Origin of the sequence: Flavobacterium degerlachei, assembly GCF_900106645.1 — a bacterium.
Classification (GTDB): domain Bacteria; phylum Bacteroidota; class Bacteroidia; order Flavobacteriales; family Flavobacteriaceae; genus Flavobacterium; species Flavobacterium degerlachei.
In genome coordinates this window covers 156,039-177,379 of the sequence record NZ_FNMV01000001.1, presented here as the reverse complement: position 1 = coordinate 177,379, position 21,341 = coordinate 156,039, and the positions used below count along the sequence as shown (strand labels likewise).

General features: G+C 35.3%; 20 protein-coding genes and 1 pseudogene. 16 read left to right on the top strand and 5 right to left on the bottom strand.

Annotated elements, in window-relative coordinates:
- Positions 1–179: 179 nt before the first annotated feature.
- The 4 genes from BLV91_RS00700 to metG all read right to left on the bottom strand — a co-directional run bounded on the left by BLV91_RS00700 (position 180) and on the right by metG (position 5,445).
- Positions 180–1,442 carry an OmpA family protein gene (locus BLV91_RS00700; RefSeq protein WP_091428524.1) on the bottom strand — a complete coding sequence of 421 codons (1,263 nt, stop codon included), beginning with the start codon at positions 1,440–1,442 and terminating at the stop codon, positions 180–182.
- Positions 1,443–1,687: 245 nt separating this feature from the next.
- Positions 1,688–2,377, bottom strand: coding sequence for an HAD family hydrolase (locus BLV91_RS00695; protein WP_091428522.1), 690 nt, complete (start codon positions 2,375–2,377; stop codon positions 1,688–1,690).
- Between the two features lie 6 nt (positions 2,378–2,383).
- Positions 2,384–3,295: a DMT family transporter gene (locus BLV91_RS00690; RefSeq protein ID WP_091428521.1), complete on the bottom strand. Its 912-nt coding sequence runs from the start codon at positions 3,293–3,295 to the stop codon at positions 2,384–2,386.
- Between the two features lie 89 nt (positions 3,296–3,384).
- The gene (gene metG / locus BLV91_RS00685; protein ID WP_091428519.1) at positions 3,385–5,445 is read right to left on the bottom strand and encodes a methionine--tRNA ligase; all 2,061 of its coding nucleotides are present in this window, start codon (positions 5,443–5,445) and stop codon (positions 3,385–3,387) included.
- 298 nt (positions 5,446–5,743) lie between these two features.
- Between metG and BLV91_RS16935 the strand changes: the two genes are divergently transcribed.
- The 13 genes and pseudogenes from BLV91_RS16935 to BLV91_RS00630 all read left to right on the top strand — a co-directional run bounded on the left by BLV91_RS16935 (position 5,744) and on the right by BLV91_RS00630 (position 16,344).
- The gene (locus BLV91_RS16935) at positions 5,744–5,914 is read left to right on the top strand and encodes a hypothetical protein (RefSeq protein ID WP_175513922.1); all 171 of its coding nucleotides are present in this window, start codon (positions 5,744–5,746) and stop codon (positions 5,912–5,914) included.
- Positions 5,915–6,038: 124 nt separating this feature from the next.
- Positions 6,039–6,350 (top strand): hypothetical protein, encoded by a 312-nt coding sequence (locus tag BLV91_RS00680; protein WP_091428518.1) that lies wholly within the window; start codon positions 6,039–6,041, stop codon positions 6,348–6,350.
- Between the two features lie 11 nt (positions 6,351–6,361).
- Complete coding sequence (locus BLV91_RS00675; RefSeq protein ID WP_245709577.1) at positions 6,362–6,796, top strand: hypothetical protein; 435 nt, start codon at positions 6,362–6,364, stop codon at positions 6,794–6,796.
- A 249-nt stretch (positions 6,797–7,045) separates the two neighbouring features.
- Positions 7,046–7,585 carry a DMP19 family protein gene (locus BLV91_RS00670; protein ID WP_091428516.1) on the top strand — a complete coding sequence of 180 codons (540 nt, stop codon included), beginning with the start codon at positions 7,046–7,048 and terminating at the stop codon, positions 7,583–7,585.
- A 200-nt stretch (positions 7,586–7,785) separates the two neighbouring features.
- Complete coding sequence (gene serS / locus BLV91_RS00665) at positions 7,786–9,057, top strand: serine--tRNA ligase (RefSeq protein ID WP_091428515.1); 1,272 nt, start codon at positions 7,786–7,788, stop codon at positions 9,055–9,057.
- A 193-nt stretch (positions 9,058–9,250) separates the two neighbouring features.
- Positions 9,251–11,029, top strand: a complete 1,779-nt coding sequence (locus BLV91_RS00660; RefSeq protein ID WP_091428514.1) for a tetratricopeptide repeat protein — start codon at positions 9,251–9,253, stop codon at positions 11,027–11,029.
- Positions 11,030–11,074: 45 nt separating this feature from the next.
- The gene (locus BLV91_RS00655) at positions 11,075–11,386 is read left to right on the top strand and encodes a DUF4286 family protein (RefSeq protein ID WP_091428512.1); all 312 of its coding nucleotides are present in this window, start codon (positions 11,075–11,077) and stop codon (positions 11,384–11,386) included.
- 164 nt (positions 11,387–11,550) lie between these two features.
- Positions 11,551–12,330, top strand: coding sequence for a 16S rRNA (adenine(1518)-N(6)/adenine(1519)-N(6))-dimethyltransferase RsmA (rsmA, locus tag BLV91_RS00650; RefSeq protein ID WP_091428511.1), 780 nt, complete (start codon positions 11,551–11,553; stop codon positions 12,328–12,330).
- Positions 12,320–13,672: a magnesium transporter gene (gene mgtE, locus BLV91_RS00645; protein WP_091428508.1), complete on the top strand. Its 1,353-nt coding sequence runs from the start codon at positions 12,320–12,322 to the stop codon at positions 13,670–13,672. Before rsmA ends, mgtE begins: the two co-directional genes overlap by 11 nt.
- Before the next feature lie 48 nt (positions 13,673–13,720).
- Positions 13,721–14,497 (top strand): pyrroline-5-carboxylate reductase, encoded by a 777-nt coding sequence (proC, locus tag BLV91_RS00640; RefSeq protein ID WP_091428506.1) that lies wholly within the window; start codon positions 13,721–13,723, stop codon positions 14,495–14,497.
- A 212-nt stretch (positions 14,498–14,709) separates the two neighbouring features.
- A pseudogene (locus BLV91_RS00635) lies at positions 14,710–15,603 on the top strand (2-hydroxyacid dehydrogenase); the annotation flags it as partial.
- Between the two features lie 36 nt (positions 15,604–15,639).
- Entirely contained in the window at positions 15,640–16,014 is a 375-nt protein-coding gene (locus BLV91_RS17310) for a VOC family protein (protein ID WP_394331827.1), read from the top strand.
- A gap of 48 nt (positions 16,015–16,062) precedes the next feature.
- Positions 16,063–16,344, top strand: coding sequence for a TM2 domain-containing protein (locus BLV91_RS00630; RefSeq protein WP_091428503.1), 282 nt, complete (start codon positions 16,063–16,065; stop codon positions 16,342–16,344).
- Between the two features lie 56 nt (positions 16,345–16,400).
- Here the strand turns inward: BLV91_RS00630 and BLV91_RS00625 are convergent, their stop codons facing one another.
- Positions 16,401–18,209: a GNAT family N-acyltransferase gene (locus tag BLV91_RS00625; protein ID WP_091428501.1), complete on the bottom strand. Its 1,809-nt coding sequence runs from the start codon at positions 18,207–18,209 to the stop codon at positions 16,401–16,403.
- Positions 18,210–18,346: 137 nt separating this feature from the next.
- Between BLV91_RS00625 and BLV91_RS00620 the strand changes: the two genes are divergently transcribed.
- From BLV91_RS00620 to BLV91_RS00610, 3 genes are all read left to right on the top strand, one after another.
- The gene (locus BLV91_RS00620; RefSeq protein WP_091428499.1) at positions 18,347–19,111 is read left to right on the top strand and encodes an exodeoxyribonuclease III; all 765 of its coding nucleotides are present in this window, start codon (positions 18,347–18,349) and stop codon (positions 19,109–19,111) included.
- Positions 19,112–19,149: 38 nt separating this feature from the next.
- Positions 19,150–20,091, top strand: coding sequence for an OmpA/MotB family protein (locus tag BLV91_RS00615; protein ID WP_091428497.1), 942 nt, complete (start codon positions 19,150–19,152; stop codon positions 20,089–20,091).
- Between the two features lie 154 nt (positions 20,092–20,245).
- Complete coding sequence (locus BLV91_RS00610) at positions 20,246–21,283, top strand: aldo/keto reductase (RefSeq protein WP_091428495.1); 1,038 nt, start codon at positions 20,246–20,248, stop codon at positions 21,281–21,283.
- Positions 21,284–21,341: the final 58 nt, after the last annotated feature.

The following is a 21,341-nucleotide window of genomic DNA, read 5'->3' as shown; positions in this document are numbered from 1 at the left end:
TGATTTTAGTATTGTTCAAAAATACTACTATTGTTTTGAATTTAAAATTCGTTGTTTTATAATTTTACTAATCAATATTTTTTTCTTGTAATTTTGTAGATGTAGTTGTGAGATAGGTTAAATGAAAAAAGCCCTAAAGGAATTTTCCTTTAGGGCTTTTTAAATAATCTATGTGTAAATTATTTTATTCTGAAAGTAACTTTTCTTACTAGTTTTCTAGCCAATTCTGAATCTTTATCAACTGAATTATCTTCACCAGCTGCAATTACATTCAATCTTGAAGCATCAACATTTGCTTTTAATAAGATACTTTTTACTTTGTTAGCTCTTGCGTTAGACAATTTGTCATTGTATGCAGATCTTCCAATTTCGTCAGCATGACCAATAATGTCAACTGATGCAGTAGGATTGTTTCTTAAGTAAGTTAAGATGAAATCAATACCTTCAGTAGAAACATTTGTTGGAGTAGACTTATCAAAATCAAAATAAGTAGCAACATAACCACCATTAATTAAGCTTTTGATTAACTCATTGTTGCTTAACATTGGAGATTTGTCAGTTTTACTAGTATAGTTCTCCATGATGTATTTTTCTACGTCATCTGGAACATTATTGTTGTTTGCGTCAACTGAAACACCTTTAGTGTTAACTAAAGCTCCAGAAGCAGTATTTGCTTCTTGGTCTAGGTAATCAGCTACACCATCATTGTCAGTATCTAACATTTTGTTTTCAATATTATCAACTCTATCAGTTAAAGCTAATACATCTTTATCAACAAGAGTTACCCAGTCAGCATGTTTTGCATTTTTACCTAAGTAAACTGTTACACCTACAGTACCGTTAAAAAGAATTCCTTGAAATCCTCTTGAAGCGCGAGTACTTGCACCATCAAATGCTGCATTTTGTGCTGCATTAAGAATAGTTGTGAAATCTCCAGTTAAAGAGATTCTATCAGTTAATTTGATTTGTCCAGTTACACCAGCCATGAAATTACCCATTCTGTCTTTTACGTAAGAAGGATCTTCTCTCTCTAACATTGATAAACCAAAACCAGCGTGTCCTAATAAACCAATTGTGTTAGTCCAAGTTTCGAAGTTCATGATTCTTCCTAAGTTAGCTACAGCTTGTAAATCAACTCTGTAGTACTTAGTGTCAAAAGATTTAGATTCGTCTTTTCCTTCGAAGCTGTTGTAACCAAAGTCAGCTTTCAAACCAAATTTGTTGTTAAACATATATCTAGCTCCTAAATCAATAACGTAAGGACTTGGAGTTGATGTAAAATAACCTGAAGTCATTGGTCTTTGTGGTTTGTTTACACCAGCAGCCAATTCAATAGACCATTTGTTGTAGTCAGTATTAGTAGCTGTTTTTTCAGTCTCATTTTGAGCACTTACTGTTGTGATTGCCGCAGCACAAATCAACGTTAGTATAAGTTTTTTCATAATTTTATTTTTTTAAATTTATGCAAATTTACGACATAATGTTTAATAAGAAATTTCTATGTGTTAATTATATAAGAATTAGTTATAATCTTATAAAAAGCACCTTGGTATAGATTTTTTGATAATATTTTATAATAAAAATTATTAAAAAATCTTTTATTTTGCTTTTATTTAAGAATGTAATGTGCCGTTATTCTAGGGTTTTGATGCCTTTACAAGGAATTCGAGATTAAATATGTCTTCTTTTAGTCTAAAAAATTTAACACAGCACTAATTTTATCATAATTCTTGAAGTTTTCATGTACAATTTTGTGGTCTATTTTTTCGTGTGCCCATGTAGTGTGAAATGGGATGTGAATAGCGAACCCTCCAATTTCTAAAACCGGCAAAACATCAGACTTCAGTGAGTTACCTATCATTAAGAACTCCCCGGGTGTTATTTCCAAACGTTTTATCAGGTCGGAATAATCAACCTGTTGCTTGTCTGACATCACTTCGATATGGTGAAAATATCTCCCCAATCCAGAATTATGTAGTTTTCTACGTTGGTCTAATAGATCTCCCTTTGTAGCCACAACGAGTTTGTATTTTCCGTGTAAGGCTTCAAGTGTCTCTTCAACGCCTTCAAGTAATACAATAGGTTTTTCAGTTAATTCTTTTCCGTATTGTATGATTTTTTCAATAATTTCAATCGGAATGGTATTATTAGAAATACTCATAGCGGCTTCAATCATGGAAAGGATGTATCCTTTAATTCCATAACCATATATTTTTAAATTGTCGATTTCTACTTTGAAAAGCTGTTGTGAAATCCCTTGTTTTGATAAGTAGTCTCCCATTAGTGCGCAGAACTTTTCTTCGGTTTCGGCAAAATAGGTTTCATTTATAAATAAGGTGTCATCAGCATCGAAGGCTATTACTTTTAAATTTTTCATGTCTGTTTATGTTGTCAAAGAGGAATCTTCTTTTGTTTTTTTAAATAAATTTTTGATTGAAAGTGTTTTGGTAAAAAAGGTAATTCGGATTCCTAGAAGTAGTATTATACCTCCTATTATCATATTTAATGTAATTTTTTCATCCAAAAAGAGCCAAGCTAAAATTGAAGTTAGTACCGCCTGGCCAAGTAAACTCAATGAAACTCGCGTGGGACGCATATGCTGCGTTGCATAACTGATCGATAACCAAGCCATCAATTGACAAACCACAGCTTGAATCAGTAAAACCAACCAGCCCATATCTGAAAAACCCGAAAAAGGTTCTTTCATCACAACGCAAACTACTGCTAAATATACTGTCGATGCGAGCAAACTAATGACCATAAATGAAAGTACATCTATATGTGTCAAGGCTTTTTTACTGACCAATAAATAAATGGAATAGAATATCCCTGATAATACGGCTAGTATAAAAGCATTGTCAAAGTCTAATTCGAGAAAGAACTTGAAGCCAACTAACATTGCCATTCCAAATAAGGCTACCGTAGTTCCAATCCAAAAATTAGTGGCAGGTTTGGTTTTTAAAAACATATAAGAAATAATACCTACCCATAATGGTGATAAGTTAGTCAGTAGCGAGGCTTGTGTAGCACTTGATTCCTGGATAGCAATATTCCAGACCGCAACATCCGAAGCAAATAAGACACCGCAAATAATCGCAAGTAGCATATGTTTTTTCTCGGGTAGTTGAAATTTTTTAGTGATTAGGACATAAGGCAGTAATAAAGAAATAGCAATTGCCATTCTGTAAAATGCCGAAATTAATCCAGGAGTCAATCTGAGTTTGACCAATATTGGAAAAATAGAAATACATAGTATTCCGAAAGCAAGGGCTAATCTTGGTTTTGCATTGGTCATCTGTGCTTCCTTTTAAAAAAGAACACGAATTACATGAATTGTCACCAGTTAATTAGTGATAATCTATGAAATTCGTGTTCAGACTTTTATTAATTTATCGTCTCGCCATTCGCAACACCTTCCGTATCTGGATTTACAAAAACCAGTTTTCCTTCGGTATTGGTTGACATCAAAATCATTCCTTGACTTTCAACACCACGCAAAGTCCTCGGGGCCAAGTTCACTAAAACAGTCACTTTTTTCCCTACAATGTCTTCTGGTTTAAAACTCTCGGCAATACCTGAAACAATCATACGAACGTCAATACCTGTGTCTACTTTCAAGATTAAAAGCTTGTTTGCTTTCGGCATTTTCTCTGCTTCTAGAATGGTTCCAACACGCAGGTCCATTTTGGCAAAATCATCAAACTGAATTGCTTCTTTTTGTGATTCTACTAGCTTGTTTTCCGCTTTGTTAGCTGTTTTTGTAGCCTCTAGTTTGTCTATTTGTTTCTGAATTTCTTCATCTTCAATTTTAGCAAACAATAATTCAGCTTCTCCTATTTGGTGTCCCGCTGGTAGTAAGTCTGAACTTTCAGAAATTGTACTCCAACTCAACGAACTTTCAATTTTTAAAATTCTAGATAATTTCTTAGCTGTAAACGGCAAGAAAGGTTCGCAAAGTGAACTCAAAGCTGCTGCGATTTGCAAGGCAACATACATTTGAGTTTGTACACGACCAGCATCCGTTTTTATCATTTTCCAAGGTTCTTCGTCTGCCAAGTATTTATTTCCTAAACGAGCGACATTCATCATCTCGCCCAAAGCTTCTCTGAATCTATAACGTTCCAAAGAACTCGAAATCACGGCTGGATACGCTTTCAACTCTGTTAAAGTTGCTTCATCAACAGTCGAAAATGTATTTGGACTTGGAACAATTCCTTCGTAATATTTATTGGTTAAAACCACCACGCGGTTAATGAAGTTTCCGAAAATGGCAACTAATTCATTATTATTTCTTGCTTGAAAATCTTTCCAAGTAAAATCGTTGTCTTTTGTTTCAGGAGCGTTTGATGTCAATGCATAACGCAGAACATCCTGTTGACCGGGAAATTCTTCCAAATATTCGTGCAACCACACTGCCCAGTTTTTAGAAGTCGATAGTTTATTTCCTTCTAAATTCAAGAACTCATTTGCAGGCACATTGTCTGGTAAAATATAACTTCCTTCTGCTTTCAACATCGCTGGGAAAATGATACAGTGAAAAACAATATTGTCTTTTCCTATAAAGTGAACCAGTTTTGTATCCTGATCTTTCCAGTACGGTTCCCATTCTTTTCCTTCGCGCAAAGCCCATTCTTTCGAGGATGAGATGTAACCAATCGGGGCATCAAACCACACATATAATTTTTTTCCGTCGGCACCTTCAACAGGAACGTCAATTCCCCAATCTAGGTCACGTGTTACTGCACGAGGTTCCAATCCGCCGTCAATCCAAGATTTAACTTGTCCGTAAACATTGGGCTTCCAGTCGTTTTTATGTCCTACAAGAATCCATTCTTTTAAGAAATCTTCGTAACGATCCAAAGGCAAAAACCAGTGTTTCGTTGATTTCATAATAGGAGTTTCTCCTGTGATAGTTGATTTTGGGTTGATCAAATCAGTAGCGTTCAAAGTTGAGCCACATTTTTCGCATTGATCACCGTATGCTTCTTCGTTACCACATTTTGGACAAGTTCCTATTACAAAACGATCTGCCAAAAACTGATCCGCTTTTGCATCATACAATTGCTCTGTGACCTGCTCGATAAAATCACCTTTTTCATACAACGTTGTGAAAAATTCTGAGGCCGTGTCATGATGAATTTTAGCCGAAGTTCTAGAATAATTATCAAACGAAATTCCAAAGTCAATAAATGATTTACGAATAATTCCATCGTATTTATCAATTACTTCCTGAGGTGTTATGCCTTCTTTCTTTGCTTTCATTGAAATAGCCACGCCGTGCTCGTCGCTTCCGCAAAGAAACAAAACGTCTCTTCCTTGCAACCTCAGGTAACGGGAATAAATATCTGAAGGTACGTAAACACCCGCCAAATGGCCAATATGAATTGGTCCGTTCGTATAAGGCAATGCCGCTGTAATCGTATATCTTTTTGGATTCTGTATCATGATTCAATTTTATTGGCTGCAAAAATAAGGAATCCAATTTTTATTTGAAGCTATTTCCCGCTATACGTTGCAATCTTTTACTTTTTAAAGAAAAAGTAAAAGGATTTTCACTGCTATCGGGGCTAGTGGATTTGTGATGAATTGAATAATTGTGTCAATAAATCACATGTTCTAACCATTTTGTGTTTGATTTTCCTTTAGTTTAAACTAGTTGAAGAATTTATTATTCTGCATAACTTAACTATAAGGAGTTTTACTTTTTTATCTTTGCAAACTAAATTATTGTAATTTCCCAACAATGGCAAAAGGACCCGAAAAAAACACAAAAAACAAGGCTTTACACACCAAATTGCTAAATAGGAAAAAGGCTAAGCTTCAAGAGGATAAAAAAGCAAGCGCCTTACGATTGAAGGCTTTGGTTAGGAAAATGAATCAACAGAAAAAGGACGATGAATCTGCTAATGGGTAAATCATTTTTGTGTTTTGGCTATAAGTTTCTTTAAATAAGTGAAGCAGTGAATTCAGATTAATTTATGTTTGAAGAATATCGATTTGACTTCTAAAGTCGTAAATTATGATTTAACAAAAGTGTTATGAGTAAATCTTATATAAAGTGTTTAGAATGTAATACGGTTAATACAGATTCAGATTACTGTAGCAACTGCGGCGCAATCATAAATATAGTTTTAAAGCGGCAATTAGAAAGGGAAAAAAAGCTTCAAGTGAAAATAGAGAAGCAAAAAACCATAGAACCAAGTCGGGTAGATGTATTTTTAAAAAAGGGAAAGAACCATTCGAACATTATTATACGAGCAATTTTTCAAGTTAGTTATTTAATTTGGGTTTTCTTTTCAATGCTCATCGGATTCCTTATTTCTATAGTTGTAGCGGCGGCTGCAGGCTAAAACAAATAACAATGTCAGATAAAAATATAGAAATTGTTTTATTGGAGGGGCAACAACGGTGCTCATTTATTAGCTTTAAAAAGGGGCTTTATGCCACACTGTCACTGATTACTCTGACTATTTATGTTATGCAGCGATCGGGCTTTCAATTACCCTGGCTGATTAATAATTACGTGAATGATTTGCTATACCTCCCGCTCACACTTGGTGCAATTACGTATATCATTCGGCGTCTTAAAAAAGACAGTTATTTTGAGCTTTCTATTGGATTTATAGTCTTACTCGCGGGCTATTATTCTTTTTATTTTGAGTATTATCTTCCTCAATTTAATTCGAGATATACTGCAGATTTTATAGATGTGATTTTATATTTCATTGGTGGGTTTGCATTCTTTTTTAGAGATAAAATGAGGTTTGTAATGAGACTCGGCAGAAATCAAAATTGATCGAGGTGGGAAAGAACCATTTTTACCTATGATTTTCTTTAAATAAGTGAAACGCCTTATTCACTTAGAGGAGAGCTCTGTTTTCTATGTGGTAAAAAACAATGTATAGAGAATAGAAATTCATTATGTCGTCTGGTACCTATATCCCAAACAGTAATGTAAATCTGTGTAATTCGAGGCTGAAAAAAACATTTCGATTCTTCGCTATTTTACCCGAAATTTGCAGCACACTCCTTAAAAATAAAACAAATGGAATTCGGTAAAATAATTATTTCAGAAACTGCAGCAGCTAGCGAAAACCCGCAAGATATTATCAATTCTAATATTTCGGTAATCAACTTAATGCGTGAAGAAAAAATTGATGATGATTTGATTCACGAAGATGGGATCATGAGTTATTATTTGGATTATTATACAGCGCAATGCACCGAAGGGAATTTTGCTCAGTTTGTATATAATTCAGCTTGGGATAAAGAACTAAACGAATTAGTAGAAGAAGGTTTGGCTTTAATTGGTGCCGAGAAACACTTAGAATTCTTTCAACAACAAAGTAAAAAAGCCAAATTAATGAGCAGTGTGAAAATGAATAAATTTCTGAAAGGAAAGCTGGAAGGCGTAAACCCAACAAGAGATATATTAAATGCACAATCATTTGCAGCAATCGAAGAAGATTTAGTGGCTCTGAATGCTAACTTCTTAAAATCACACCCTGATACTGAAGTGCTTTCAGTTGATGATATGTTTGCAGCCTTGGAAGAGTTTGTTGGGCACGAGATTAAAAGAGCTTAATTAATTAGTTTCACAAAGATTCACAAAGAAAAAAAAGCAGAGTTTCGCAAATAGTTTTATAAGACTTGGCGAAACTCTATGTCCTCTTTTGTGCATCTTTGCGAAATTTTTTTCTAAAAAAACTTTTGTTCCTATAAGTATGAAACATTTCCTTAAATTTGCTTCCATTAATATATAAGTAGAGTCATAAAAATCAAGCTATGTTACAAATCGCATTTATTAGAGAGAATCAGGAAAAAGTAATCAAGGCTTTGGCAAAAAGGAATATGGATGCCAAAAGTGTTGTTGAAGAAGTGGTACAACTAGACGAAAGACGTCGTGCTACCCAAGTCGAGTTAGACGGTATTTTATCTGAATCTAATAAATTATCCAAAGACATTGGCGAATTGATGAAAGCTGGAGAGAAATCAAAAGCAGCAATACTTAAAGAAAAAACAGTTTTACTAAAAGAGAAAAGCAAAAGATTAGCTGAAATAGCCGATGTTATTGCACAAGAACTTTTGGAGAAACTATACACTTTACCTAATCTACCAGCTGATATCGTTCCTGAAGGAAAAACTCCAGAGGAAAACTTAAATGTGTTTGAAGAAGGTGCAGTTCCTGTTTTGCATGAAGGTGCACAACCACATTGGGAATTAGTAAAAAAATACGACATCATTGATTTCGAATTGGGAGTTAAAATCGCAGGTGCCGGATTTCCTGTTTATAAAGGAAAAGGAGCAAGATTACAACGCGCTTTGATTAACTATTTTTTAGATAAAAATACAGCAGCAGGATACAATGAAGTTCAAGTGCCGCATATGGTAAATGAGGCGTCAGCTTATGGAACTGGACAATTGCCAGACAAAGAAGGGCAAATGTACCACGATGCTGCAGATGATTTATACTTAATTCCAACGGCCGAGGTTCCGGTAACGAATATGTTTCGAGATGTAATTCTTTCTGAAAATGAATTGCCAATTTTAACTACGGCTTACACACCTTGTTTCCGTCGTGAAGCAGGTTCTTATGGAGCGCATGTACGTGGATTAAACCGTTTGCATCAATTTGACAAAGTAGAAATTGTACGTGTCGAGCACCCTGACAATTCTTACAAAGCTTTGGACGGAATGGTAGAACACATAAAAGAGATTCTAAACGAATTAAAATTACCATATAGAATATTACGTCTTTGTGGTGGAGATATGGGTTTCACATCAGCATTGACTTATGATTTTGAAGTTTTCTCAACAGCGCAAGATCGTTGGTTGGAGATCTCTTCAGTTTCAAATTTTGAAACCTTTCAGGCGAATCGGTTGAAATTGCGTTTCAAAGACAAAGACGGTAAAAACCAATTGGCACACACCCTTAACGGGAGTTCTTTGGCTTTGCCAAGAGTGCTTGCAGGAATCCTTGAGAATTACCAAACTGCGGACGGAATTGTAATTCCAGAGGTTTTACGTCCATACTGTGGATTTGATATTATAAATTAATTACTGTCCAATAAACAGCGAAGTTTTTAAAACCATTGAGAAATTTAGGAGCATTAAACTTAATAAACTTAATTTCTTAATGGTTTTATTTTTCAAAGTATTGAATATTAGTTTTGTATAGAAAATAATTTGCGAATTTGCGGTTAACTCAGCTTTGTGATGGAACTGTTTGTTGCGATTATAAACATGAATAATGAAAAAACTCCTTCTACATATCACTCTGTTTTTTTCATTGGTTTGTTTTTCTCAAAACGAACAATTGGCTCAATATTACTATGATAAGGGTGATTTTGAAAAAGCTAAAATTAGTTATGAAGAATTACTAAAAGCACTTCCTTATAATACAGCTTATTTTCTAAGAACTATTGATTGTTACCAACAATTGCAGCAATTTAGCATTGCAGAAAAAGCAATTAAAGACAGATTAGAAAAGAGTAAGCAAGGAAATCTTCTTGTTGAAATTGGTTATAATTATCAGTTGCAAAAACAAGATGTAAAAGCTAAAGAATATTATAATCAAGCCTTAGATAGAGTTAAGAAAAATCCCAATGAAGTTTTTGGTATTTCTAGTTCTTTCGAGAAAAAGGTTTTGTTAGAATATGCTCTAAAAGCATATCAAATTGCTGCAGAGGTAGAGCCCAAATATAATTTTAATTATCAGAATGGATTGCTTTACGGGCAATTAGGCAACACAGAAATGATGATCTCCACTTTTCTGGATGAATCGTATGCAAATCCGCAAAATTCGATAATCATTCAAAATCAATTATCTCGCTTCATGTCTGATGATAGTGATGGTAATTTTAGTGAAATGCTAAGAAAAGGATTGATTGTGCGGGTACAAAAAAGCCAAGATTTGTTTTGGAACCGTTTTTTGAGTTGGTTTTACGTGCAACAAAAAGAATTTTCGAAGGCTTTTATTCAAGAAAAAGCAATCTACAAGCGCAATCCAGAATCATTGGCTAATATCGTGAATTTGGCGCACTTATCTATAGAGGAAGAAGATCAGGAGATGGCGGTGGAAATTTTGGATTTTGTGATAACAAACACCAAAGATTTAGAGATGCTTATTCAAGCGCAGACGTATTTGATCAAAATGAAAATTGCCAAGGCACAGGATAAAGATTTTGCTGCAATTAATAAGGAATTGTCTGCTTTGCTAGCTGAATATGAGATTAGTCCTTTTACCTTATCTTTGCAATTAATTCAGGCGCATTTTGTGGCCTTTAATTTGAAAGATCCAGAACAAGGAAGAGCAATTATAAAAAAAACACTCGAGCTACAATTGAACGATTTTCAAGTGGCGCAGGCAAAAATGGAGTTGGCAGATATTTTACTTTTCGAAGAAAAATTCAATCAGGCATTGCTTTATTATTCTCAGATAGAGATGAACCTGAAGAATGATGTGCTGGCGCATGAAGCGACTTTGAAAGCAGCAAAAACCAGCTATTTTAAAACTGATTTTGTTTGGGCATTAAAGCAATTCAAGGAATTGAAATCAGCCAGTACGCAATTGATTGCTAACGATGCTTTAGAATACTTTCTTTTGATAAATGATAATACCGTTGCTGATTCGACACAAGCGGCATTGAAGGAATTCGCTAAAGGAGATTACCTTTTGTACCAAAATAGAAATAAAGAGGCCATTGCCCAGTTTCAGTCTATTTTGCAAAAGTTTAAAGGGCAGGAAATAGAGGCAGTAACGCTTTTGCGTTTAGCTAAGGTTTACGAAAAAACGGGAGATTTTAATTTGGCTTTAAGCCAATACCAAGAGATAATAGAGCATCATAATGACGGAATTTATATAGATGAAGCCTTGTTTTTCTCAGCAGAAATTTTCAATAAAAAACTGGCAACGCCGGAAAAGGCAAAGCCATTATATGAAAAAATAATTTTCAATCATCAGGACAGCATTTACTTTGTAGAGGCAAGAAAGAGTTTTAGGAAATTAAGAGGAGACACGAATTTATAAGGAAAAGGTTAGCCGATTAAACAAATCAACAATTAAACAAGGAAAATGATAATATACAACGTTACCACAAACATACACGAAAGCGTTCACGATCAATGGATGATTTGGATGCAACACAAACACATTCCTGAAATTTTAGCGACGGGAAAATTCTCTTCTGCGCGATTGGTTCGCGTTTTGATTGAAGAGGAAATGGGAGGCGTAACTTACTCTGCTCAATATACCACAGACAGCAAGGAAACTCTAGAGAAATACTATCAGGAAGATGCACCTAGATTTAGGGAAGAAGGTGTAAGTTTATTTGGAGATAAAATGCTCGCTTTTAGAACTGAGTTGGAATTGATTTCTGACCATTAGCGGAAAGTAGTCCGTATTCAGTTTTGGGGTTTCTGCATCAATAAAGGGATTTATTACACATATTAGATGAAGCGAATTGTCTTCTCTAATTTAAGAATAGTTTAAGGGAAAAGTGTTGAGTTGATAAACTTGGAACTTTAAACTTTAAACTTTAAACAAAAAACATGGAAAAAGTAAAAGCTAAAAAACACCTCGGGCAACATTTCTTGAAGGACGAAAGCATTGCAAAAGCAATTGCTGACACGATCAATCTAGAAGGATACGAGGATGTGTTAGAAATAGGACCAGGAATGGGAGTGCTTACAAAGTACTTGCTAGACAAGCCTATTAATACGTATGTAATTGAGATCGATACAGAATCAGTTACTTACTTAGATGAGAATTACCCAAAATTAAAAGATAAAATTATTTCAAAGGATTTCTTGAAATACAATATCAATGAAGTTTTTGAGGGAAAACAATTCGCAATTATTGGGAACTTTCCATACAACATATCTACTCAAATTGTTTTTAAGACATTGGAGTTGAAACACCAAATTCCAGAATTTGCTGGGATGTTTCAAAGAGAAGTGGCACAGCGTATTTGTGAAAAGAAAGGATCTAAAGCTTACGGAATATTATCTGTTTTGGCACAAGCCTTCTATGACGTAGAATATTTATTTACTGTTGATGAAAACGTATTTATTCCGCCACCAAAAGTGAAATCTGGAGTGATGCGCATGCGTAGAAAAGAAGACTATAGTTTGCCTTGCAGCGAAAAGTTGTTTTTTACGGTAGTGAAAACTGCTTTTCAACAACGTAGAAAAACCCTTCGTAATAGTTTAAAGACATTGAATCTATCAGATGAGTTGAGGGAAGATGTCGTTTTTAACTTACGCCCAGAACAGCTGGATGTAGCGCAATTTATTGAACTTACCCAAAAAATAGAAGCCGATGGAATTTAAAATCAGCAAAGACTTAATACTCGAATTAGAGCAACATATTGTTAATAAGAACGACAGCGAATTAGAGCGTCTTCTTAGTGACATGCACCATGCTGATATTGCCGAGATTCTGGATGAACTGGATTTTGATGAGGCAACTTATATCTTTAAGGTATTAGATTCAGAGAAAACATCTGAAATACTTCTAGAATTAGAAGACGATTTAAGGGAAAACATCTTAAAAAGACTTTCTGCAAAAGAGATTGCAGAGGAGCTGGATGAGCTGAATACGGATGATGCTGCGGATATCATCGCTGAACTTTCGCAATCCAAAAAAGAAGAGGTAATCTCTGAGCTGGACGATTTAGAACATGCGAAGGACATTATTGACCTTTTGCGATATGACGAGGATACCGCTGGTGGTTTGATGGGGAAAGAGCTTGTAAAAGTCAACGAAAACTGGAGTGTACTAACCTGCGTAAAAGAAATGCGTGCCCAAGCTGAGAATGTATCTCGTGTACATTCTATTTATGTTGTAGACGATGAAAACAGACTAAAAGGAAGGTTGTCACTTAAAGATTTATTGACTACTTCTACAAAAACACAGATTGCCGAAATTTATATCAAAAAAGTAACCTCTGTAAACGTTGATGCCGAAGATGTTGAAGTAGCCAGAATCATGCAAAAATATGACTTGGAAGCCATTCCTGTTGTTGATGCTATGGGACGATTAGTAGGTCGTATTACCATTGATGATATTATTGATGTGATCAGGGACGAAGCAGACAAGGATTACCAGTTGGCTGCAGGTATCTCGCAGGATGTAGAAGCCGATGATAGTATTCTAGAGCTGTCTAAAGCACGTTTGCCTTGGTTAGTTTTAGCGCTTTTGGGGGGATTTATCACCGTAAGAGTGTTGGGCTTATTTGAAGGAGCCATGGCTGAACACGGAAATTTATTCTTTTTTACTCCTCTGATTGCCGCAATGGCAGGAAATGTTGGAGTTCAATCCTCAGCAATAATTGTTCAAGGTTTAGCTAATAATACCTTGAGCGGATCATTATTCAACCGTCTTATAAAAGAGATTTCTTTGAGCTTGTTTAACGGAGCTATACTAGCGTCTATCTTGTTTTTAGGAAGTTATTTTCTTTTAGGTGAGCCGCCTATAATTGGGGTTGTTATTACCAGTGCCTTAGTTTCGGTAATTATTATCGCTTCGCTTATAGGTACATTTATACCTTTATTATTAGATAAATTTGGAGTTGACCCCGCACTGGCAACAGGACCATTTATAACTACCAGTAATGATATTTGTGGAATTTTAATTTATTTTTCAATAGCAAAAATGATTCTGGGATTCTAAAATTAAAAACAACGACTTAACTATAACAACCAACTAATAACTAATAAAATGAATATTCACATTGTAGGAGGCGGAAATCTAGGCGCTTCTGTTGCTATCGGAATTGCAAAATTTTCCAACAACCATAAAATAACCGTTACCCGAAGAAATACAAGCAAAATTCAGCATCTGGAATCATTAGGAATTACTATTTCTACTGATAATACACACCATATTCAAGAAGCCGATATTATTATTTTGACCGTAAAACCATACCAAGTTGATTTGGTTTTATCTGAAATTCTACCAGTCATAAATAACAAAATAATTGCTTCGGCAGTAACTGGTCTTTCAACTGAAGCCTTGCAAGGTAAAATTGGAACTGCTAATCAAGCCATCCGTATAATGCCTAATATCGCCGCGCAGTTTGGAGAATCAGCGACTTGTATCTCTTTTCAACAAGAAAATGCGGAGCAAGGGCAAAAGTTAGTTGACCTTTTCAAGGATTTAGGTACTGCGCCTGTCATTGACGAGAAGTTGATGGATGCGGCAACAGTACTTGCGGCCAGCGGTACAGCATTTGCATTGCGTTACATTCGTGCTTCTATGCAAGCCGGTATTGAGATTGGTTTTGACTGGCAAACTGCTCTAGATATTTCGGCGCAAACTGTCAAAGGTGCGGCTAAAATGCTAATGGAGGAACAAGTGCATCCAGAACAATTAATAGATCGCGTAACCACTCCGCAAGGTTGCACGATTGCTGGATTAAGCGAAATGGAATCTCATGGCTTTAGTTCGTCGATAATACGCGGAATCAAAGCAGCATTAAAAAAAATCAAAGGATAAATATAATTTGGTCATTTCCCGCCAACAAAAGGCGGGTCGGGCTGTCCGCTATATCCACGCTTAAAAAAGCGTGGGATGCCACTTCCATCCCTAATGCGAGCTACGTTTCCAAATCAAATTTGTAACTTTGAATCTCATTCAAATCAAAAACGGATATTTTGAAACAAGAAAACATTAAAATTCTCCACATCGATAGCAATAACCCCATATTAATGGGACAATTGCAAGAACTGGGTTTTACAAACCACGAAGATTTCACTTCAACTAAAGAAGAAATCGAAGCTAAAATTCAAGACTATCAAGGAATCGTAATTCGTAGCCGATTTAAAATTGACAAAGAATTTTTGGACAAAGCCACTAATTTGCAATTTATAGCGAGAGTAGGAGCAGGACTAGAAAGTATTGACTGTGATTATGCCGAAGCTAAAAACGTTACATTAATCGCTGCTCCTGAAGGAAACAGAAACGCAGTTGCTGAGCATACTTTGGGAATGATTCTGTCCCTTTTCAATAAACTAAATACGGCTGATAGAGAAATTCGTTCCGGACATTGGAATCGCGAAAGGAATCGCGGCCATGAACTCGACGGTAAAACAGTTGGGATTATTGGATATGGAAACATGGGAAAAGCCTTTGCCAAGAAACTACGCGGTTTTGATGTACAAGTCTTGTGTTATGATATTCAGGAAAATGTGGCTGATGCAAATGCAAAACAAGTTTCACTTGAAGAATTACAACTAAAAGCGGATGTTTTGAGTTTACACATTCCCTGGACTCCAGAGACTAATAAAATGGTCGATGCGGCATTTATAGGCGGTTTTGCCAAGCCTTTTTGGATTTTCAATACCTCACGCGGGAAAAACATCGTTACTGCTGATTTGGTAGCTGCTATGCAATCTGGAAAAATTTTAGGAGCAGGACTCGATGTTTTAGAATATGAGAAATTGTCATTTGAGACTCTTTTTCAAGAGGACAATACTCCTGAAGCGTTTCAGTATTTACTGGAAGCACTAAATGTGATCTTAACACCGCATGTAGCGGGTTGGACATTTGAGAGTCATGAACGACTGGCGCAAGTTATTGTTGATAAGATAAAAGTAAAATATTTTGGGGAACCCCTAAAGCCAGAAGACGAAAAACGAGTGACAGGAATTGGAGGTTTTTTCTTCAAATCTAAGAACTCAAAAGAACTGGTTTCTTGGTACGGGAAACATTTGGGTTTAAAAACAGATGATTACGGATCGACCTTCTGGTGGAAAGACAACGATGGGGCAGATTGTTCTACGCAATGGTCTCCATTTGCAGATGACACCACTTATTTTGCTCCCAGCGAAAAACAATTTATGCAAAATTTCAGAGTTGCCAATTTAGAGAAACTTCTAGAGCAATTAAAGCTAGAAGGCGTGACTCTTGTAGGGGAAATGGAGTCCTATGATTACGGTAAATTTGGTTGGATTTTAGATCCCGAAGGAAATAAAATTGAACTTTGGGAGCCTATCGATAGCGCCTTTAAATAATAATTTATATATTTATTTATCGAAAACATTTACAATTATAACTAATACATGGAAAACACAAAATACGAACACTGGAATAACCCGCAACCACCTCAAGTAAACAATAAGAAATTGGCAGCAGGATTACTTGCCATTCTTTTAGGTCCTTTTGGGATTCATAAATTCCTTTTAGGATATACGACTGAGGGGATAATATGGTTAGTGATCAGTCTTTGTACTTGTGGTACAGTAACGACTTTATTGGGCTGGATAGAAGGAATAATATATTTGACCAAGTCAGATGAAGAATTTTATCAAACGTATCAGCTTAATAAAAAAGCTTGGTTTTAAACATAAAAAAAGTCTCGACGTTGTCGAGACTTTTTTATTTTGTTTTATAAATGAATTTAATGTGATTTGTCTTTTTCATTTAATTTTCGTTCCAGCTCCGCTTGAAATTCTTCCATAACGGGTTTCATGGTGCTTTCTGGAATATCAGCGACTCTAATGTACATCAGTCCGTCAACGGCATTGTTAAACAATGGATCTACATTAAAAGCAACCACTTTTGCATTTTGCTTGATGTATTTTTTTATCAATACAGGCAAACGTAAAACGCCAGGTTCTAGTTCGTCTATAATTTTGTCAAACTTATTTAAGTCGGCCTCAGTTTCATTAAAGATGAAATCTTTGTCGGCATCCTTTAATTTTACTTTATACGCTTTCTTAGGGTGTATGTATTGTGCGATATAGGGATCGTAATAATTCGATTTCATAAATTCAATCATCAAAGATTTTGAGAAATCAGAAAATTGATTGCTTATGCTTACGCCACCAAGAAGAAATTTATGTTCTGGAAAACGCAAAGTTGTGTGAATGATTCCTTTCCAAAGCAAGAAAAGAGGCATTGGTTTTTGTTGGTATTCCTTAATGATAAAAGCTCTACCCATTTCGATAGACTTGTGCATCATGTCATGTAATTCAGGCTCAAAACGAAAAAGTTCGTTCAAATAGAAACCTTCGATTCCGTATTTAGGAAAAATTTCAGAACCCAATCCCATTCGGTAGGCACCAGCAATTTTCTGCGCATCTTCGTCCCATAAAAATAGATGGTGGTAATATTGATCAAATTTGTCTAAATCTATAGATTCATTTGTTCCTTCGCCCACTTCTCGAAATGTGATTTCACGCAAGCGACCTATTTCATGAAGGATGCTTGGGATTTTATCAGCTGCTGCAAAAAAGACTTCGTAGTTTTTACTTTGCAATAATCTGCAATCCGTATCTCTTAAAGAATCTACTTCCGCAATCATTTTTTCGCCATTGGCGGGGGTTGCGATTTCTTTCGGACTTCTAGGGATTTTTAAAGTTGGAGGAATCAGTAATTTGCTTTCTTTCTCGTATGGATTAGCCAGCATATAGGTTTTCTTTCTCAAGAATTCTGAATAGGCTTCGATAGTTTTGTATTCGTTTTGTTCAGCTACAGAAATAGGTTTCCCAATACGTACTTTTATCACGCGATGCTTCTGACTAAATACTTCTGAGGGTAATTTTGCAGTACGAAACGTTCCGCTAATTTTTGAAAGAAGATAAAATAACCAACTATTTTTAGCATGAAAATAAATAGGAACAACAGGAACCTGTGCTTTTCTAATAACTTTAATGGCACCTTCTTCCCATGGTTTGTCCACCATGTGTTTTCCGTCTTTATAGCTGGAAACTTCTCCTGCCGGAAACATTCCAAGAGGTTTTCCATCGCTTAAGTGACGTAAGGTTTCTTTGATTCCTATCACACTTGACTTCGCATCCTTATGGTTCTCAAAAGGATTTACGGGCATGATGTATTTCTTAAGAGGCTTAATTCTGTGCAAAAGGAAATTAGCGATTATTTTGAAATTAGGCTCCCTTTCGAGCATTAATTTCAATAATAAAACACCGTCTATTCCTCCTAGCGGATGGTTTGAAATAGTGATATATGCACCTTCTTTAGGAAGGCGTTTAAAATCTTCCTGCGGAATTTCAAAGTTGATGTGCAAATCGTCGACGATAGCATTCAGGAAGTCAATGTCTTCTAAATGTTTGTTGCGGTCGTAAAATTTATTAAGCTTGGATATTTTTAAAACCTTCATTAAAAGCCAACCGGAAAAAGTTCCGAAAACCCCATATTTTTCAGCATTTATTGCTTTTGCAACTTCTTTTGCGGTAACTAAACCCATTTACGTATTGTTTATTGAGCGAAAAACAAAGATAGAAAAAAACTCCATTATCTGGCTATTGCCGTATTCGATTTTCTGGTTTTTGGGGTATATCCTTTTTAATTTTTATTACTTTTGAAATTCAAAAATTTATATCAATGAGAATTATCTCTTACAATGTTAACGGAATTCGTTCCGCAATTTCAAAAGGATTCATAAACTGGTTGCAACAGGCAAATCCTGATGTGATTTGTCTTCAGGAAATTAAAGCGTCTCCAGATCAACTGCCATTATTAGATTTCGAATTAGCTGGTTACCCTTATCATTATTGGTTTCCTGCGACCAAAAAGGGATATAGCGGTGTAGCTATTTTGTCAAAAGTGAAACCTAATAATATCGTTTTTGGAACAGGAATTCCGCATATGGATTTTGAAGGGCGAAATATTCGTGTTGATTTTGATGAAATGTCAGTAATGAGTCTCTACTTACCTTCGGGAACTAACAGCGAACGACTGGATCATAAATTTATGTTTATGGATGATTTCCAGAATTATATCAATGAGCTAAAGGAAACAATTCCTAATTTGGTTATTTGTGGAGATTATAACATTTGTCATGAAGCTATTGACATTCATGATCCCATTCGGAATAAAAAAGTATCCGGATTTTTACCTGAGGAAAGAGCCTGGCTTGACACTTTTTTAAATAATGGTTTTATCGATAGTTTTCGCTTTTTGAACAAAGAACCAGATAATTACAGTTGGTGGACTATGCGTGTTCCTACTGCGAGAGCCAATAATAAAGGATGGCGTATTGACTATTGTTTAGTAAGTGAACCTTTAAAGGATCGAATAAAAAGAGCACTTATATTACCAGAGGCAAAACATTCTGACCATTGTCCCGTTTTAGTAGAAGTAGAATAAAGTTAAAATAGATAATAACCCAATTTTAAATTTTAAAAATGATAAAGAAAATCTCTCTAGGATTGCTGATAATGGCACTTTCGACTTCTTGCGTGTCTAAGAAGATATACAATGATTTAGAAAATAAATTTACTGACCTTAAAAAGGAAAATAGAAGTTTAGCTGACGAAAACTCAGAACTTACCAATGCTAAAAATCAATTAGAATTGGATCAAGATGCATTGAAAAATGATTACGCCAAGTTGAAATTAGAGCGTGATAAATGGCTTGCAGACTATGGTGCTTTAAGTAATAAAATGGATTTGCTAAATGAGTCTTATAAAGCTTTGGAGAAAAACAGTAACGAGGCTTTACAAATCAACATGAGCAAAAATCGTGATTTGCTTGCTCAATTAGATGCTAAAGGAAAAGCATTGGCAATTGAACAAGAGCGTTTAAACAAAAGCTCACAGCGCTTGCAGGAAATGGAATCTTTGATTGCAGCCAAAGAAGCGGCAATGAAGAAACTGAAAGAAACATTATCTAAGGCCTTGAATAGTTTTGAAGGAAAAGGACTTACTGTAGAACAAAAAAACGGAAAGGTTTATGTTTCTATGGAAAACAAATTGCTGTTTAATTCTGGTAGTTATTCAGTAGGTGCTGAGGGTAAGAAAGCAGTTGTTGAATTAGGGAAAGTTTTGGGTGATAATCCAGACATTTCAGTTTTGATTGAAGGACATACTGATGATGATGGTTTTTCAAGTTCAGGACCAATTGCTAATAACTGGGATTTGTCAACCAAAAGAGCGACTGCAATTGTTGCTATTTTGAGTGAAAATAGAGCAATCAACAAGGAAAATCTTACGGCTGCGGGAAGAGGAGAGTTCTCTCCTTTGACTAGTAATGCTACTGCAGAAGGGAAAGCTAAAAATCGTAGAATCGAAATTATTCTTACACCAAGATTAGACGAAATTGCCGAAATGCTGAATGAAATTAATTAAAAATTTTCAGAGCTTCAAAATTTTAAAGGTTCAGAGTGAAAACTCTGAACCTTTTTTTATTGGTATAAACATTTCTAAAATATCTGTTAATACCCTCTAAGAACAGAAGCAATAAAATCTACATTTGTACCTTTATCCTTTAAAATTACATTAAATGAAATATACTACTTTACCCAATACAGATATAAAAGTCAGCAAAATTTGCCTTGGAACGATGACGTATGGCCAGCAAAATACCGAGTCAGAAGGTCATACGCAAATGGATTATGCATTAGAACAAGGTGTTAATTTTTTTGATACTGCTGAGATGTATTCGATTCCGGCAGGTGAGGAAACTTATGGTAGCACTGAGAAAATTATTGGAAGCTGGTTTAAAAAATCAGGAAAAAGAGAAGAAATAGTTTTAGCATCTAAAATTGCAGGTCCTAATCCAAATTTCACCTACATGCGTGAGAAGAATGACTTTTCGCCAGCAAGTGTAAAATATGCATTAGACAATAGTTTAAAGCGTTTGCAAACAGATTATATCGATTTGTATCAATTGCACTGGCCAGAGCGTAAAACGAATTATTTTGGGCAACGCGGGTTCACACTTCAAGATGATCAGTGGGAAGATAATATTCATGAAGTGCTAACAACCTTAGATGGTTTTGTAAAAGAAGGAAAAATCAAGCATATTGGACTTTCTAACGAAAATGCCTGGGGAATTATGCGTTTTCTAGAAGAGAATAAATACAACAATTTGCCTCGAGTAAAAACTGTTCAAAATCCATATTCATTATTGAATAGACTCTTTGAAAATGCATCTGCTGAGGTTTGTGCTCGTGAAAATGTAGGTTTATTGGCGTATTCTCCTATGGGATTTGGTGTTCTGTCTGGTAAGTTTTTAACCGGAGAAAATCATCCTAAAGCGAGAATCAACTTATTTCCACAATATACAAGATACAATAGTGCTCAATGTACTGAGGCAACAAAATTATATCACGATATTGCTATTAAAAACGGATTGTCATTGACGGAACTTTCTTTGGCTTTTATTGAGCAACAGCCTTTCTTGACAAGTACAATAATTGGAGCTACAACAATGGAGCAATTAAAGGAAAATATTGACACTATCAAGGTCACTTTATCTGAGGATGTGTTGAAAGCCATTAATGAGGTTCAGGCGATAATTCCAGATCCAGCGCCGTAAGAATTATTTAACCGCGAGGTTCGCAATGTTTTTAGGAAAGCCCACAAAGAATTTTTGT